At 72.6% G+C, this 16,062-nt stretch carries 13 protein-coding genes and 1 pseudogene; 7 read left to right on the top strand and 7 right to left on the bottom strand.

Annotated elements, in window-relative coordinates; all coding sequences use genetic code 11:
* Positions 1-138 precede the first annotated feature (138 nt).
* From SSP08S_RS36140 to SSP08S_RS36125, 4 genes are all read right to left on the bottom strand, one after another.
* The gene (locus tag SSP08S_RS36140; RefSeq protein WP_019072522.1) at positions 139-918 is read right to left on the bottom strand and encodes a hypothetical protein; all 780 of its coding nucleotides are present in this window, start codon (positions 916-918) and stop codon (positions 139-141) included.
* Positions 919-1,043: 125 nt separating this feature from the next.
* On the bottom strand, positions 1,044-4,169 hold the full coding sequence (locus tag SSP08S_RS36135; RefSeq protein ID WP_019072521.1) for a sacsin N-terminal ATP-binding-like domain-containing protein: 3,126 nt from the start codon (positions 4,167-4,169) through the stop codon (positions 1,044-1,046).
* Between the two features lie 250 nt (positions 4,170-4,419).
* Positions 4,420-5,088 carry a Type 1 glutamine amidotransferase-like domain-containing protein gene (locus SSP08S_RS36130; protein ID WP_019072520.1) on the bottom strand — a complete coding sequence of 223 codons (669 nt, stop codon included), beginning with the start codon at positions 5,086-5,088 and terminating at the stop codon, positions 4,420-4,422.
* A 44-nt stretch (positions 5,089-5,132) separates the two neighbouring features.
* Positions 5,133-6,059 (bottom strand): DUF3027 domain-containing protein, encoded by a 927-nt coding sequence (locus tag SSP08S_RS36125; RefSeq protein ID WP_019072519.1) that lies wholly within the window; start codon positions 6,057-6,059, stop codon positions 5,133-5,135.
* Between the two features lie 431 nt (positions 6,060-6,490).
* On the opposite strand from SSP08S_RS36125, the gene SSP08S_RS36120 reads away from it, so the two are divergent.
* The 5 genes and pseudogenes from SSP08S_RS36120 to SSP08S_RS63770 form a co-directional block, all read left to right on the top strand.
* On the top strand, positions 6,491-7,915 hold the full coding sequence (locus SSP08S_RS36120) for an MFS transporter (RefSeq protein ID WP_026179134.1): 1,425 nt from the start codon (positions 6,491-6,493) through the stop codon (positions 7,913-7,915).
* 698 nt (positions 7,916-8,613) lie between these two features.
* Complete coding sequence (locus tag SSP08S_RS36115) at positions 8,614-9,078, top strand: hypothetical protein (protein ID WP_019072517.1); 465 nt, start codon at positions 8,614-8,616, stop codon at positions 9,076-9,078.
* On the top strand, positions 9,048-9,728 hold the full coding sequence (locus SSP08S_RS36110) for a futalosine hydrolase (RefSeq protein ID WP_078532630.1): 681 nt from the start codon (positions 9,048-9,050) through the stop codon (positions 9,726-9,728). The genes SSP08S_RS36115 and SSP08S_RS36110 overlap by 31 nt, the downstream gene beginning before the upstream one ends.
* Positions 9,725-10,573, top strand: a complete 849-nt coding sequence (locus tag SSP08S_RS36105; protein ID WP_019072515.1) for a 1,4-dihydroxy-6-naphtoate synthase — start codon at positions 9,725-9,727, stop codon at positions 10,571-10,573. Before SSP08S_RS36110 ends, SSP08S_RS36105 begins: the two co-directional genes overlap by 4 nt.
* Before the next feature lie 73 nt (positions 10,574-10,646).
* A pseudogene (locus tag SSP08S_RS63770) lies at positions 10,647-10,742 on the top strand (1,4-dihydroxy-6-naphthoate synthase); the annotation flags it as partial.
* Between the two features lie 17 nt (positions 10,743-10,759).
* Here the strand turns inward: SSP08S_RS63770 and SSP08S_RS64295 are convergent.
* On the bottom strand, positions 10,760-11,143 hold the full coding sequence (locus SSP08S_RS64295; RefSeq protein WP_019072514.1) for a cold-shock protein: 384 nt from the start codon (positions 11,141-11,143) through the stop codon (positions 10,760-10,762).
* A gap of 138 nt (positions 11,144-11,281) precedes the next feature.
* On the opposite strand from SSP08S_RS64295, the gene SSP08S_RS36095 reads away from it, so the two are divergent.
* The gene (locus tag SSP08S_RS36095) at positions 11,282-11,530 is read left to right on the top strand and encodes an SUR7/PalI family protein (protein ID WP_026179132.1); all 249 of its coding nucleotides are present in this window, start codon (positions 11,282-11,284) and stop codon (positions 11,528-11,530) included.
* Here SSP08S_RS36095 and SSP08S_RS36090 read toward each other — a convergent pair.
* The gene (locus SSP08S_RS36090) at positions 11,509-12,150 is read right to left on the bottom strand and encodes an HAD family hydrolase (RefSeq protein WP_026179131.1); all 642 of its coding nucleotides are present in this window, start codon (positions 12,148-12,150) and stop codon (positions 11,509-11,511) included. The genes SSP08S_RS36095 and SSP08S_RS36090 overlap by 22 nt on opposite strands.
* A gap of 44 nt (positions 12,151-12,194) precedes the next feature.
* Positions 12,195-13,181 (bottom strand): hypothetical protein, encoded by a 987-nt coding sequence (locus SSP08S_RS36085; protein WP_019072511.1) that lies wholly within the window; start codon positions 13,179-13,181, stop codon positions 12,195-12,197.
* A 130-nt stretch (positions 13,182-13,311) separates the two neighbouring features.
* Between SSP08S_RS36085 and SSP08S_RS36080 the strand changes: the two genes are divergently transcribed.
* The gene (locus tag SSP08S_RS36080) at positions 13,312-15,876 is read left to right on the top strand and encodes a helicase C-terminal domain-containing protein (protein WP_019072510.1); all 2,565 of its coding nucleotides are present in this window, start codon (positions 13,312-13,314) and stop codon (positions 15,874-15,876) included.
* Positions 15,877-16,062: the final 186 nt, after the last annotated feature.

Genomic DNA, 16,062 nt, shown 5'->3' with positions numbered 1-16,062 from the left:
GCCCAAGTGATGGCGGAGCCTGTTGGCTCACAAGATCTGATCCGTGACGGGTGGGGCTGGTTGTACGGCGGATCGAGACTTTGTACGGGTATTACGAACCCGTGGTGAAGTGCGGAGACTCCGTCATCGCGCCCTGAACTACTTCACATCGACGAAGTCACCGGCGGCGTTGACGGCCGGGGTGGTCGAGGTGCCCGCGAAGCTGTAGCGGAAGTAGCCGTCGACGGTCGCCTTGACGGTGGTCTTCAGGGCGCCGGTCGAGCTGGTCTTGATGGTCTTGACCGTGGTGTAGGTGCTGGCGCCCTTCTTGCGGAACTGGAGCTTGACCGGCTGGGTCGAGTAACCGGAGTACGTGCCGGCGTCCCAGTTCGCGCGGGTCAGCTTGCCGGTGACCGTGATGGTCTTGCCCTTCTTCACGGGCTCCGGGGCGGCGTTGGCCGTGAGCTTCGACAGACGCTGGACCTGGAAGCCCTTCGCGTTGTCCTTCTGGACGTAGTCGTTGTCCTTGCCCGTGGCTATCGCCCAGACCTTCCAGCCACCGGCCGCGAAGTTGAACACCTCGGCGCCCGGCTCGAGGTTGTAGGTCGCCTTGCAGGTCGACGTCGTGGCGTTGACCGCGGTGCAGGTGGAGCGGTGGTTGCTGCTGGTGGCGACGGCACCGGTGTCGGAGGACTCGATGTCGGAACCGTGGTACAGGATGGCCTGCGCCCAGCCGACGCCCGAGGCGTCCTTCACGGTGAAGCTGACAGTGATGGTCTTCTTGGCGGTCGCGCCGACGACGACCGCCTTCCCGCCGTTCACCACGACGCCCGAGATCGTGGTGTCCCCCTGGACCTCGTCCGCCTGCGCGGCAGGGACGGCGAGGACCGAGAGGGCCAGGGCGCCGGTGACGACGCCGAGGGTGGCACGAATGCGCATGGATTCCCCAGTTACAGAAGTGATCGTGGAGCCAGTTGGCCCAGGAGATCTGACCTGCGACGAAAGGGAATGGTTGTACGACTCGTGGAAGATTTCCGCGAGGTCCGTGAAGATCACGCCCCCGCTCAGTCGAACCAGCGGTCGCGCTCCAACTCCTCCGTCCGGGACGGGTCCTCCAGCAGCGCGGCCACCTCGAAGCGTCGGAACCACTGGCCCGCCGCCCAGGCGAGGCCGGCGGCTACGCCTTCCAGGGTGGAGGCGTGGAGGACGCCGTCGCGGGTGCGGCGCCAGTCGATCTCCACGCCGTCGACGACGAGTTCCTCGTGTTCGACGTAGGTCGTGGGGGTGAGGGGGCCGAGGAGGACGCGGACGGAGTCCGGTACGTCGTGTTCGGTGCCCTCCGAATCCACGGAGCCCGTTACCGACTCGCTGAGGCGCCGTACCTGGAAGAGCTCGGCCAGCTCGGCTGCCCGGGACGGGCGTACGGGGAGGAGGGGGATGCCCGCCGTGAAGGGGAGCAGGTCGGGTGAGTCGACGACCACCGCGTCCGCCGCGTCCACGACCGTCACCTCGCCGTCGACGACCGCCCTCAAGTCGTCCGGCAGGGTGACCTGTTCGGGGTCCAGGTCGGCCAACGCACCGTACAGGGCGTGGAGTTGGGCGCCGGTGACCTCGCGGTCCGGGTCGGCGAGGCGGTCGAGGAGTTCGGCGGCGCCGCCGGGCTCGTCGAGGAGGGCGGCGACCGAGGTGCGGACGCCGAGTGCGCGGAGTACCTGTTCGTCGTCGAAGCCCGTCGCGTCGGCCTCGTCGTAGAGGCCCCGCAGGAGCGGGTCGCCGCCGGACGCCAGCAGGCCGGCCGGGCGGCGGCCGTCGAGCACCGGGTGGCCGCGCAGCCACCAGGCCGTGTAGGGCCGTACGACCTCGTAGGAGCCGTCGGGGAGCAGGATGCGGACCTGTTGGGTGATCGCGTCGCGGAGGGGCGGCTGGGCGAGGAGGGCGAGGGCCTGGGGCCAGCGGTCGTCGTCGACGAGGTCCAGGTCGCGGACCGCGACGAGTTCGGTGGCCACGGGCGGGACGGGGGTGTCGGGGAAGCGGTCGAGGACGTCCTCCGACCACACGTCCACCGAGTCCAGCAGGCCGGGGTCGTCCGGTTCCGCGAAGTCGCTGTCTCGGGGCTCCAGTTCGTCCGGGTCGAGGACCACGTCGGTGGCGCGGACGAGGGCGAAGGTGGCGAGGACTCCGCAGGCGGCCAGGGGCTGTTCGCCCCAGCGGTCCGCCAACTCGGAGTCTACGAAGGCCAGTTCGTCCTCGCGCATCACCTGGGCGAACGGGCTGCCGGGGAGGACGAGTTCGCCCGCGGGCGCCAGTTCGCCCTCCTCGTCGGGGAGGGCGAGCGCGCCGAGCCAGGGTTCGTCGCCGGGTTCCAGGCCCGCGTCCCGGACCAGGGCGAGCACCGTGTCGGCCAACTCCTCGGCGTCCGGGGTGGGTTCGTCCCACACGGCGCCGCCCTCGTCGTCGAGGGAGGCGGCCACGGCGGCCCGTACCTGGGGTGTCGTGAGGACCGCGCGCGGGGTCGCGGGCAGGGCTCCGAGCTTCTCCAGGAGGGGGTGCGCTGCGTCCGGGTGGGCGACCTTGAGGCCGAGGCGGGCGAGGACTTCGGGTTCTACGTGTGCGGAGTCGGGGGTGGGGAGGAGGACCTGCCGGGGGCCGATGGTCGTACGCCCGTCGGCGAGCGGTACCGGCAGGCCGGAGAGGCGGTCGGGGTCTACGCCCGCGAGGCTGTCGTAGAGCCGGCGCCACCAGTCGGGGGCCTTCTCCAGGCCCGCCAGGCGGTCGATCGCGTCGGTGAGGGGGACTCGGGCCGCGCCCAACGTCCGTAGTTCCACGCGGCGTTCGAGGCCGGCGGGGAGGAGGGTGGGGAGCACCTCGGCGAGGACGCGCACGGTGTCGGTGCCCGCGCCCTCGACGACCTCGGCGTCCCGGGGCCGTAGCGACTCGGGCAACTCCGTGTCGCCGGTGGGGGGTTCGACCGCGGGCGGCAGGAAGGCGGTGCGGGGCAGGCGGTCCAGGATGGCCTGGCGGAGGGTGCCGTCCAGCTCGCCCTTGCCCAGCGGGCCGGGCACGAGGTCGATGATGCCGGCGGTCACCGGGCGCCAGGCGGCGAGGAGTTCGACGTAGGCGTCGGCCGCGCGCTCCACGACGAAGTCGGTCAGCGGACCGGGGGCGGCGTGGCGGCGGGTGGTGTCGAGCGGGAGGGAGGCGATGAGCAGCGCGGGGACGCCGAGGGGCTCGTCGCTGGGCGTGGGCGCGTGCACGACGGGGCTGGTGCGGGGGCGGGCCGGGGTGCCGTCGGCGTCGACGGGGACGGCCCAGGTGACGGACCAGTGGGGCCGCAGCCGCTCCTCCACGGGGCGGTCGGCGAGGAGTTCCTTGGCGAGGTCGCCGTGCGCGTCGGCCGTACGCCAGCGGGTGGTTCCGTCGCGGCTGTCGTCGACGACGGTGTCGGCGCCGACCGTGCGGCGCGTGAGGCTGCGCGGGGCCTGGTCCCCGACCTCGATCACGACCTCCACCAGGCCCGGCAGGGCGAGCAGCAGGGCGTCGTCCACGGCGTTCAGGAGGCGCTCGGCCAGGTCCTCGGCGGCGGTGTCGCGCAGCGGGAGGATGACGACCGTGTCGTAGGAGTCGGGGGCGCTGCCGACAGCCGCGAACGGGAGGCGGAGGAGGGGGATGTGGCCGTCCCGGCGGCGGATCTCGGTGCCGAGGCCCGGGCTGTGGCGGGCGGTCTCGTCGGCGAGTTCGCGGGCCTCGGCGAGGGACCAGCGGACACCGCCGTGGCGTCCCACGAGGGCGGGTTCGTCGGTCACGGCGACGACGGCGGCGAAGCCGACGCCGAACCGGCCCACGGCGCTGTCGCCCGCGTCGCGTTTCGCGGAGGCGCGGAGGGTGGAGAGCGATTCGACGCCGGCCGCGTCGAGGGGGGCGCCGGTGTTGGCGGCGCACAGGACGCCGTCGCGGAGGGTCAGCCGGAGGCGGCCGGCGACGCCTGCGCGGGCGGCGGCGTCGGCGGCGTTCTGCGCGAGCTCTACGACGAGGCGGTCGCGGTAGCCGCCGAGGACGAGGTCCTCCTCGGCGTTGGCGTCCTCCCGGAAGCGGGCCGGGCTGGTCGCCCAGGCGTCGAGCACCCCACGCCGCAGACGGGCGGTCCCGAACGGGTCGGCACCCTCGGCAGCGGGCCGCACGAACTTACTCACGTACGTTCACTCTCCTCATCGGCGTCGCGATGAAGGTACCGCGCGGTGGGGGGTGCTGGGTTTTCGCCCACGGGCGGTGGTGGGGTCGGGGTCGTGGCGGTACGGCGAGCCCGCCGCGGGTTGCGACCCTCTGTGGGTTGCCAAATGGGCGGCGTTGGGACCGGCTCGGCGGCGGGCTGCGCCGTACCGCCACGACCCGCTCCCGTTTCGTCGGCGGCTGCGGGGGCGTGGCTCCGCAGCCGTTGTTGGGTTACGGGTGGTAGCGCCAGCGGCCTTCGGTGACGACATCCACCTCGTCGTCCCGGACGCGGACGGCCGTGTGGTCGTCGATGAAGTAGATCGGGAAGTCCGCGCGTTCGGTGATGCGGTCGGCCCAGGGGTCGTCGCGCTCGGGGAAGTCCGGCGAGTAGAGGTGGGGCTTGAGGTACCAGTCGAAGAGGGCGAACGGCGGCTCGACGGTCGTCGCGCCGAGGAGGTGGAGGTCGGCGGTGTCCCCGATGACGTCGGCGGAGTGCTCGGTGAGGTTGCGGCTGAAGATCATCGAGCCGGCGCTCACGCCTACGTAGACCCGGCTCTCCAACGCCTCCAGGAAGCCGTCGGTCAGGTTGTTGCCGGTGATGCTGCGGGCGAGGTGGTAGTGGTTGCCGCCCTCGGCGTAGATGACGTCGGCGTGGAGCAGGCGGTCGAGCACCAGTCGCGGGGGCAGGCCGTTGAGCTCCAGGATGTCGAACTCCCGCCAGCCGAGGCCGTGCAGCCGGTTCATGTCCTCGACCAGCCATGTGTGGTCCCCGGGTTCGGCTAGGGACGCCGTGGGCACGAACACGACGTTCGCCTCCCCGAACGGCTTGCCCAGCATGTCCCTGAGCGCTTCCCGCAAGGTGTCGTTGCGCAGCCCGCTCGCCGTCAGCAGAAGATTCATCGGGCGAGCCAAGCACGGGGGGCGAGCGGGCGCGAGTCCGACCCCTACGAATGCCCCAGTTCCGCCGAATCCTCGTCCACGCCCACCGGTACCGAGCCCGAGTCCGCCGACGGGCGGAGGGGGAACGGGTCGACCATCGTCTCGTCGATGACCGGGGCGGGGGGCTGGGGCGGTTTGGGCATGATGGCTGCTTCCGAGTGGCCGCCGCAGCCGTAGGAGAGGGAGACCACGTGGCCGTCGGCCGGGGAGAATTCGTTCGCGCAGACTCCGAACGCCTGGCCCAGGGAGCCGCCGATGGCGACCAGGAAGCCGCAGCTGACGCAGGCCGCGGGGGCCGCCTGGGCCATGGGGGTCTTGGGGCCGTAGCCGTCCTCCCAGCGGTCGGCGGCGACGTGCAGGCCGTAGCGGGAGAGGACTCGGGCTCGGCGGATGCCGAGTTCTTCGGCCACCGCCGCGATCGAGCCCCGGGTCGGTGCGACGGGCAGCGCAGAGGGTGCGCCTGCCGTCACCTCCGCGTCCTCCGCCTCGACCAACTCGGCCATCTCCTCGGAGACGGCCGAGTTCGGCGGGGGCTCGTCCTCGCCGGTGTAGCCGGGCTCCAGGCGCAGGTCCTCGGCGTCCGTGGGGAGCAGGTCGCCGGGGCCCATGTCGCCGGGGCGCAGGCGTTCGCTCCACGGGACCCATTCGGGGGCCAGGAGGGAGTCGGGGCCGGGGAGCAGGACGACCTCGTCCAGCGTCACCAGCTTCGCGCGGGACGCCCTCGCGACCGTCACCGCCCAGCGCCAGCCGCGGTAGCCGAACTCCTTGCACTCGAAGAAGTGCGTGACCACACGGTCGCCCTCGGATTCGAAGCCCGCGTGTTCGCCGACCACGCCGGGCGCGGCGGCCTCCTCGGCTGCGGCGCGGGCGAGGTCGACGGCCTCGGCGCACAGGCGGTCGGGGGTGCGGCTTCGCGTGGTCGCTGCGCTCACAGGTATCGCTTCTCTCCTACGCCGTCTCACGGGTGCGCCTGTTGCGGCGAAGGGAGCGGACGGAGCGGCTGAAAGACATGTACCAGGCCCTTGGGGGCACTGGTGAGGGGCCGCGTCGACGTCCGCGCCCGATCGCGCTCGGGCGCGCCTACACCATCCATTCTGCGGGATGGCCGAGAGGCGCGCGGCCGAGAACAATCGCCACGGCGCGCTACGCACGCTACCTGCTCCCGGGCCATGCGCCCACACCGACGGCCCCTTGGGCGGTGCGCGGCGATCAAACAGAGACCTGCCAGACACCTGCGGATGCCTGTGGATGCCCGTGCGGCCCTCGTCCCAAGACCTGTGCAACGGCACTGAATCCACCCCCACAGGCCGCCATACGTGCGGTAACGGCACTACTCGCACCGTTCTCGGGGCACTATGACGGGGTGGCAGCCGCGAGGTCGCCCCAAGGTGCCACCGGTGTCGGTGGAGCCAAGGGGAACATCCGAGGTGGCGGTTCGGGCCGGGTCGGCGGTTCCGTCCGCGCGATGGGTCGTGCCCTGCACTTCCCCGTCACCGGCACCGCCCGGGGCATCCGCAAGGCGACCCACGCGCACGGCGCGGGCGAGTCGGGCCTCGGCCGGCTGATCGAGCTGCACGCGGTGAACGGCGCCGGCGATGTCATGATCACTGTCGCCCTCGCGTCCACGGTTTTCTTCTCCGTCCCTACCGACGAGGCGCGGGGGCGAGTGGCCCTGTATCTCGCGATCACCATGGCGCCCTTCACCGTTCTCGCGCCGGTGATCGGGCCCCTTCTCGACAAGCTTCCGCACGGGCGCCGCGCCGCGATGGCCGCCGCGATGCTGGCCCGCGCCCTCCTCGCGCTGATCATCTCCGGCGCGGTCGCCAGCGGCAGCCTGGAGCTGTATCCGGCCGCCCTGGGCGCCCTGGTGGCCTCGAAGGCGTACGGCGTCGTCAGAAGCGCCGTGGTGCCCCGGCTGCTGCCACCCCGCATCTCGCTGGTGAAGGCGAATTCCAGAGTCACCCTCGCCGGGCTCCTCGCCACCGGCGTCGCCGCGCCGATCGCGGGCGGCCTGCACGCCATCGGCGATCCCTGGCCGCTCTACGGCGCCTTCGTGATCTTCGTCGCGGGTACGGTCCTGTGTTTCTTCCTGGACCCCAAGGTCGACTCCGCCAAGGGCGAGGACACGGCGCTGCTCGCCGCCGACGAGAACCATCTGCACGGCCCGCATCCCAAGGAGGTCAAGCGGCCGGGGCTGCGCACGGTCGGCATCGCCGTCACCCACGCGCTCGGCGCCAACGCGGCGCTGCGCTGGCTCTCCGGCTTCCTGACCTTCTTCCTCGCGTTCCTGCTGCGCGAGCATCCGATGACCGGGCAGAGCGCGGCCGTGTCGCTGGGCATAGTCGCCGTCTCGGCGGGCGTCGGCAACGCGCTCGGTACGGCGGTCGGGTCCTGGCTGCGGCAGCGGGCGCCGGAGATCATCATCGTGACGGTGATGGCGGTCGTGCTGGGCGCGGCGATCACGGCGGCGATCTTCTTCGGCGCGGCCCTGGTGGCCTGTCTCGCGGCCACCGCCGGGTTCTGCCAGGCGCTGGCCAAGCTGTCCCTGGACGCGCTGATCCAGCGGGACGTGCCCGAACTGGTGCGTACGTCGGCGTTCGCGCGCTCGGAGACGATGCTCCAGATGGCCTGGGTGCTGGGCGGCGCGATCGGCATCGTGATGCCGCTGAACGGCGCCCTCGGCTTCACCCTGGCCGCCGGAGTCATCGCCCTGGGCTGGCTGACCACCCTGCGCGGGCTGCTCGCCTCGGCCCGGCACGGGACCGGCGGACGCCCGCGGGTCGCCTGACCGGCAGCACTGGCACGGCGACGGCCGGCGCCCGCACGTCGCCCGACCCGCACCACCGTCGGCACGACGACGAACGCCCGCGCCCCGCCTGGCCCGCCCACCCCGGCACAGCGACGGCCGACGCCCACGCGTCGCCCGACCCGCACCACCGTCGGCACAACGGCGAACGCCCGCGGCCCCGCCTCGCCCGCCCACCCCGGCACAGTGACGGCCGACGCCCGCACGTCGCCCGACCCGCACCACCCGCCTCGGCGACACCGGACATCCGTGAGCCGCCTGGCCCCGCCACCCGGCACGCAAACCACCGACCCACACAACTCGCCACGGCACCGGACACCCGCGAGCCATCTGACCCCGCCACCCGGCACCGCACCGCGCAGCCGCAAACCACCGACCCGCACCACCCGCCACGGCACCGGACACCCGCAAGCCGCTGACCCACACCACCCGCCATGGCGACACCGTGACATCCGCGAGACGCCCGGCCCCCGCCACGCGACACCCGGCACCGCGGCAGACGCCCCGAGTCGCCGGTCCACGCCACCCGCCACCACACCGGGCACCCGCAAACCGCCCACCCGCACCACCCGGCACCGCAGCGGGCGGGCGCCCGCGAGTGGCCTAACCCTTGGTGCCAGGTCCGGCACGCCGTACCCCACGTGGGGGGAGTACTGGACGGGCCCGATAGCCTTCGCCCCATGACCATGCAATCCGCTGTGCGACGCCGCCGCGCCGTCGCCGCCGCCGGCGCCGTTTCCGCCGGACTGCTCGTCCTGTCGGCGTGCGACAAGCCGACGCCGATCTCGACGATCACCGTCGGGAGGAACTCGGTCCACACGGAGGCCACCTGCTACAACGACGGCGACGCGGTGAAGACCGCGGAGCTGGCGAAGTGCCTGAAGGCCTCCACGTCGATCTCGGTCGACCCGGACGAGACCGTGCGCTTCGGTGTCGACCCGAAGATCGCCGACAACGGCTGGACGATCCTGATGAACGGTCAGCCGCTGACCGACTCCAGCAAGAAGACCTACCGGACGATCCCGGGCAGCGTGTTCTTCAACACCCAGTACGGCGCGACCGGCAACTCCACCGTCGTCTCCATCAAGGAGGGCGACAAGACGGTCAAGGGCATCTGGTCCTTCAAGTTCAAGAAGGACTCCTGACCACGTCGTCCCCACGCGTCCTCGTCGCCACCGCCGTCCCGGCCGAACGGGACGCGGTGGCACGGGCGTTGACCGGCCCCACCTGGAACGTCATCGCCGTGGGGGTGGGCCCGGCCGCCGCTGCCGCCGGCACCGCGACCGCCCTCGCCCGTACGCCGTACGACCTCGTCGTCTCCGCCGGGATCGGCGGCGGTTTCCAGCCCGGGGCGCCCGTCGGCTCCCTGGTGGTCGCCGACGAGATCACCGTCGCCGACCTGGGCGCGGAGACCCCCGACGGGTTCCTCCCGGTCACCGAACTCGGCTTCGGCACCGTCACCCACCGTCCGCCGGCCGCACTCGTACGAGCGCTGGCGACCGCGAGCGGCGCCCGCCCCGGGACCGTACTGACCGTGTCCACCGTGACCGGTACGGCCGCCCGCGCCGCGGAGCTCCGTGCCCGCCACCCCCGGGCCCTCGCGGAGGCGATGGAGGGCTTCGGCGTGGCCGAGGCGGCCACCGTCCACGGCGTCCCCGTCCTGGAACTGCGCGCGGTCTCCAACCCCGTCGGCCCGCGCGACCGCGCCGCCTGGCGCATCGGCGACGCGCTCGCCGCCCTGACCGAGGGATTCGGGAAGTGCGCGCCCGTACTGGAGAGTTGGGAACAGTCATGACCGCTGAGACTTTGCAGATCGCGTACTCCCCCTGCCCGAACGACACCTTCGTCTTCGACGCCCTCGCGCACGGCCGGGTGCCGGGCGCGCCCGGGCTCGACGTGACCTTCGCGGACATCGACATCACCAACGGCATGGCCGAGCGCGGTGAGTTGGACGTGCTGAAGGTGTCGTACGCCGTGCTGCCGTACGTTCTCGACGAGTACGCGCTGCTGCCCTGCGGGGGCGCGCTGGGGCGGGGGTGCGGGCCGCTGGTCCTCACCCGGGACGCCGGCGTGGACCTGACGGGTCGTACGGTCGCCGTGCCGAGCGAGCGGTCGACCGCGTATCTGCTGTTCCGGCTCTGGGCGGCGGACACGGTCCCGGGAGGGGTGGGCGAGATCGTCGTCATGCCGTTCCACGAGATCATGCCGGCCGTGCGGGACGGCAAGGTCGACGCGGGGCTCGTCATCCACGAGGCGCGCTTCACGTACCAGAACTACGGGCTGCACAAGCTCGCGGACATGGGCGAGCACTGGGAGGCGACCACCGGGCTGCCGATCCCGCTGGGCGCGATCATCGCCAAACGGTCCCTGGGCGCCGAGCAGTTGAACCTGCTCGCCGACTCGATCCGGACGTCCGTGCGCGCCGCCTGGGACGACCCCGAGGCCTCCCGCCCGTACGTCATGGCCCACGCCCAGGAGATGGACCCGTCCGTCGCCGACCAGCACATCGGCCTCTACGTCAACGAGTTCACCGCCGACCTCGGCGAGGACGGATATGCCGCGGTCCGGGGCCTGTTGACGCGTGCGGCGGCGGAAGGGCTAGTACCCGCCCTCGGTCCCGACGCGCTCTCATTTCCCTGAACTCCCCGCCACCGGCCGCCGGACAGAGCCCGGCACAGCCGTCCGCAGCGCGCGCAGCGGCGCAAGGACGGCAGAAGGAGGAGCCGCCTCGGTCCGGGGCCTGTTGACGCGTGCGGCGGCCGAGGGGCTGGTGCCGCCCCTCGGGCCGAACGCGCTCGAATTCCCGTAGAACAGACGGTGTAGCGGCTATACGTCCAACTGGTCCGCCACCGCGCGGAGCAGGCCCGCGATCTTGCCGCCGGAGGCCTTGTCGGGGTAGCGGCCCTTCTCCAGCATCGGGGTGATGTTTTCGAGGAGGGTCGTCAAATCCTGGACGATGGAGGCCAGTTCGTCCGGCTTCTTGCGCTGGGCCGCCGCGACCGAGGGGGTCGGGTCGAGCAGCGTCACCGAGAGTGCCTGGTCGCCGCGCTGACCGGCGACGACCCCGAACTCCACGCGCTGTCCGGGCTTCAGGGCGTCAACTCCGGCGGGCAGTACCGAGGAATGGACGAAGACGTCGCCGCCGTCGTCGCGGGAGAGAAAGCCGAAGCCCTTCTCACTGTTGAACCACTTGACCTTGCCGGTGGGCACGTCTGTCCTCGTCCTCGTACTCGTCGGAAAACTGCTCGGAAAACGCTGGGGAACTGCCGGTACCAAGGCTAATGGTCTTCAGGCCGGTGACAAGACGTCGCCGGACTGTTCCTGTGCGCAGGGAACTACCCTGGTCGAGTGCGTGACAAAACCCAAACGAATTCCGCCGTGGCCGGTGACCGACTGATCCGTGCCGGTGCCATCGTCTTCTTCGTCGGTGCGGTGGCCACACTCGTCACCGTGGTACCGCTGCTGCTCCACACGACGCCTTTTCCGACGTACATGTACCTCTTGAGCATGCTCATGGGCGTCGGATTTCTGCTCGCGGCCGCCGGCGTACTCCAGTCCGTCGCCGCCGGACGGCGTCAGGCGCGCGTCACGAGGTAGTCCGAAAGCCATCGCGGGAACTCGGTGAGATCGCCGAGCACGACATCCGCACCGGCCGTCCGCAACTCCTCCGCATCACACGGCCCGGTCGCGACCGCGACCGACAGCGCCTCGGCGCCGCGGGCTCCGCGTACGTCACCGACGTGGTCGCCGACGTAGACGCTCGCGCCCTCCTCGCGCAGCGCCTCCGCCTTCCGCTCGGCCCACAGGTCGCCGATCACGGCGTCGGCGTCGATGCCGAGATGCGCGAGGTGCAGCTTCGCGTTGGGCTCGTACTTCGCGGTGACGACGACCGCCCGCCCGCCGGCCTCGCGTACGGCCGCTATCGCCTCGCGGGCGCCGGGCATCGCGGGGGTCGCGGCGATGGCGATCGACGGGTACATCTCGCGGTACAGGTCGGACATGGCGGGCACCTCGTCCGCCGGGAACCAGTTGATCAACTCGTCGGCGAGCGGCGGCCCGAGCCGGGTGATCGCCAGATCGGCGTCGATGTACGTCCCCGTCCGCTCCGCCAGCGCCAGATAGCAGGCGTGGATACCGGGCCGGGAGTCGATGAGGGTCATGTCGAGGTCGAAGCCGACGGTCGGAGCGGGCGAGGAGTAAGAAGTCATATGGGCCATTGTGCCCAGTCGCCACCACGATCCCACCGGGCCCCTCGATCGCCCTACCGCTGCCGTTGCGACCGCCACACCAGGAACAGTGCCGACGCCACGGCCGCGCCGCGCACCACCCACGGCCAGGTCTCGGAGATCGCGTCGTTCATGTGGCCCTGTGCGATGGGGGTGCCCCAGCGGCCGTCGTTGCGGCCCCACAGCCAGACGATCCCGGCCGCGACGGCCGCCGTCGGCAGACCGATCACCGCCGCCTTCGTCTCGGCGTCGGTCAGCCGCTTGGAGGCGTAGGCGATGAGCCAACCCAGCAGCAGCGCGAACCAGTTGCCGAGTACGGCGCCCACGACGAGCAGCGCGGCGGCGATCAGGAGGAGGGGGTTGGACCAGCCTCCGGTGGGGAGACGGGGGACCACCCGGCGCCGGCGGGCGGGGGCTTCCGGTGCCTGCTCGACGACCGGTGCGGCCACCGGCTCCGGTTCCTTCTGTTCCTTCTGGAGCGTCTTCGGGAGCTCTTTCGGCGGCGGGGGCTTGAGCAGTTCCGGGATCTCCACCCCGCCGGTGAACCCGGGCACACTGTCGCCGAGCGCGAAGCCGTTGCCCTCCGTCCGCCACCAGTCGGGCTGCAGCACGCTGTCGCCGAGTTCGGCCGCGCTCGCGAGATGTGGCGGGGCAGCGGCGTCGGGTTCCGGGGCGGGCGCGGCCTTGGCGGGGCGCGGGCGCGGTACGACCCGGCGCAGGCCCTTGGGCCGTAGATCGTCCTCGTGGTCGCGCTGTACGGGGACGGAGGCGGACGGTGCCCGGGGGACGCCGGCGCCGGTGCCGGCCGCGGCGACGACCTCGTCCGGGGAGCCGAGGCCCTTGAGGATGCGCTGGACGGCGGCGGGGGTGTCGGCGGTGGCTCCGGCGCGCTGCCGGTCGATCTCGTTGCGCAGCTCCGACACCAGCCGCATGCGGGTGACCGAGGGCAGCTGGCGTTGCTGCGCTACGTCACCGACGCGGCTCAGATACTCGTAGACGACCTGGTCGCTCTCGATACCCACGAAGTCCCCTCCGGGGCGGGTGCGTTGGATACCCCGTGGTGACAGACGTTACCGCCAGCGGGCCCGGTGCCGGGAACCTCACGTCCCGCGCGCTCCCCCGCGGTCACACCCACCCGCTACCGTGGGTCGGATGAGCACTCCGGCCACGCCGCCCCGTTCGCTCGCGGAGGCACTCCGAACCAGGGACGACGTCTCCCTGGCCGCGCTGCTGCGCAGCCGCCCCGACCTCATCACGCCCGTGCCCACCGATCTCACCCAACTCGCGACCAGGGCCGGAACGCGCGCTTCAGTGGTGCGGGCGCTGGAGCGGCTGGACCGTTTCACGTTGCAGACGGCGCAGGCGCTGGCCGTGGCCGCGGACCCGGCACCGTACGACGAGCTGCTCGGGCTGATGGCGGGGGACGCGCGTGATCCGGCGGTGGTGAACGCGCTGCCGCGCGCCGTCGCGGCGCTGCGCGAGCAGGCGCTGGTGTGGGGAGCGGACGACCGGCTGCGGCTGGTGCGGACGGCCCGCGAGCTGCTGGCGCCGGCGCCGCAGCATCCGTCGCCGACCGGGCTCGGTCCTACGGTCGCGGAGGCCACGGCGGGCATGTCGCCGGGCCGGATCCAGGAGCTCGTGACGGCGGCGGGCCTGCCCTCCACGCACGACCCGGTGTCGGCGGTGGCCGCGCTCACCAAGCTGTTCACGTCCCGGCGGCGGATGAAGACGCTGCTGGCCGGTGCGCCCGAGGAGTCCCTGGAGGTGCTGAACCGGCTGGTCTGGGGGCCGCCGTACGGGCAGGTGACGGCCGATCCGGCGGCCCGGCTGCGCTGGCTCATCGACCGGGGGCTGCTGCTGCCGACGGCGCCCGGGACGGTCGTACTGCCGCGTGAGGTGGCGCTGCATCTGCGGGCCGGGCGGGCGCACCGGGAGACGGAGCCGGTGGCGCCGCCCGTGGAGGCGAAGGCGACGCACCGTCCACAGGTTGTGGACGCGGCGGCGGCCGGGCAGGCGTACACGGCGCTGGCTACGGTCGAGGAGCTGCTGAAGGACTGGGACGAGGGCGGGCCGACGGTGCTGCGGGCCGGTGGTCTCAGCATCCGCGACCTGAAGCGGACCGCCGTCGCGCTGGACCTGGCGGAGCCGGTCGCCGCGTTCTGGGTGGAACTCGCCTATGCGGCGGGCCTGTTGGCGTCCGACGGCGAGGCGGACGAACGGTATGCGGCGACCCCGGCCTACGACGAGTGGCTGCAACAGCCGGCCGCGCAGCGGTGGGCGCACCTCGCGGAGACCTGGCTGACGGCGACCCGGACGTCCGGGCTGGTCGGCGGGCGGGACGCGAAGGAACGCACGCTGTCGGCGCTGGGCCCCGGCCTGGACCGCTCGGCCGCCCCGGAGGTACGGCACCGGGTGCTCACGCTGCTCGCCGCGCTTCCGGAGGGCACCTCGCCGTCCACGGAGTCTCTGCTGGCCCGGCTGCGGTGGGAACGGCCGCCGCGTGGGACGGGGAGTGCGGCGCCGCAGTCCGAGGACGACCTGCGCAGCCGCCTGGCCCGCTGGGCGCTGGACGAGGCGGAGTTGCTGGGGGTGACGGGGCGGGGGGCCCTGTCGGGGCAGGGGCGGGCGTTGCTGGGGGCGGCGAAGGGGACGGCTCCCGGGAGCGCTGCTGCAACAGCGAAGGGCTCGGCCGCCAAGGACACCCCTTCCGATGCCGGTGACAAGCTGCCCGTCCACCACCGCGCGCCCACGCTCCCCGAACCCCTCTCCCCCGCCGAGCAGGCCGTGGCGAGTGCCGCCGCCGCTCGGCTGCTCGCTCCGCTGCTGCCCGAGCCGTTGGACCACGTCCTGCTGCAGGCGGATCTGACGGCGGTGGCGCCGGGCCCGTTGGAACGGCCGCTGGCCGATGTGCTGGACGTGCTCGCCGACGTGGAGTCGAAGGGCGGGGCGACGGTGTACCGCTTCACTCCCGGCTCGGTGCGCCGCGCCCTGGACGCCGGCCGCTCGGCCTCCGATCTGCACGACTTCCTCACCGCGCACTCCCGTACGCCCGTTCCGCAGCCCCTCGCCTATCTGATCGACGACGTGGCACGCAGACACGGCCATCTGCGGATCGGCGCGGCCTCGGCGTATGTGCGCTGCGACGACGACGCGGTGCTCAGCGAGATCCTCGCGGACAAACGCTCGGCGGGCCTGCGGCTGCGCCGCCTGGCGCCCACTGTGCTGGCCGCGCAGGCGGATCCGGCGGCGCTCCTGGACGGGCTGCGCGCGATGGGCTTCGCGCCGGCCGCCGAGTCCGCGGACGGCGATGTCGTCATCACCCGCGCCCATGCCCACCGCACCCCGCCCCGCACGGCTCCGGAACCGGTACCGGACGGCCCGCCGACCCCCGACACGACCCTCCTGTCGGCGGCGATCCGCGCGATCAGGGCGGGCGACCGCGCCTCCACGACACCCCTCAAGACGACCCCCTCACCGACCGGCGAACTCCCCCGCACCGGCTCCGCCGAGACCCTCGCCACCATGCAGGCCGCCGTCCTCACCGGCACCACCCTCTGGATCGGCTACGTCAACGCCGAGGGCTCCGCCAGCCAGCGCGTCATCGCCCCCATCCGCGTCGAGGGCGGCTTCGTCACGGCGTACGACCACACGGCGGACGAGGTGCGCACGTATCCGCTGCACCGGGTGACGGGGGTGGCGGAGCTGGCGGAGGGCTGAGGCGTCCCGCCGTCCCCTCCCGCCGAGTCGGGCACGTGAGCCCGAGGCTGCACTGTTTTCCCTCTGCGCCCTCTTTGCGACGACTGTTCGCACTCGTACGCAACATGGAAAAAATCCGTATATCGATCACCTTCGTTGTGCTATCCCTGACTCAGCCCTTCGCAGGGCTTGCTCCGAGGAGGGGGA

Origin of the sequence: Streptomyces hokutonensis (assembly GCF_000376565.1) — a bacterium.
GTDB lineage: Bacteria > Actinomycetota > Actinomycetes > Streptomycetales > Streptomycetaceae > Streptomyces > Streptomyces hokutonensis.
This window is presented reverse-complemented; position numbering and strand designations above follow the sequence as displayed.

What these genes read in the sequence shown, in the direction of transcription:
- SSP08S_RS36140 (WP_019072522.1), bottom strand. Translation starts at nt 918, where the DNA reads ATGCGCATTCGTGCCACCCTCGGCGTCGTCACCGGCGCCCTGGCCCTC.
- SSP08S_RS36130 (WP_019072520.1), bottom strand. Translation starts at nt 5,088, where the DNA reads ATGAATCTTCTGCTGACGGCGAGCGGGCTGCGCAACGACACCTTGCGG.
- SSP08S_RS36115 (WP_019072517.1), top strand. Translation starts at nt 8,614, where the DNA reads ATGACCATGCAATCCGCTGTGCGACGCCGCCGCGCCGTCGCCGCCGCC.
- SSP08S_RS36105 (WP_019072515.1), top strand. Translation starts at nt 9,725, where the DNA reads ATGACCGCTGAGACTTTGCAGATCGCGTACTCCCCCTGCCCGAACGAC.
- SSP08S_RS36090 (WP_026179131.1), bottom strand. Translation starts at nt 12,150, where the DNA reads ATGGCCCATATGACTTCTTACTCCTCGCCCGCTCCGACCGTCGGCTTC.
- SSP08S_RS36080 (WP_019072510.1), top strand. Translation starts at nt 13,312, where the DNA reads ATGAGCACTCCGGCCACGCCGCCCCGTTCGCTCGCGGAGGCACTCCGA.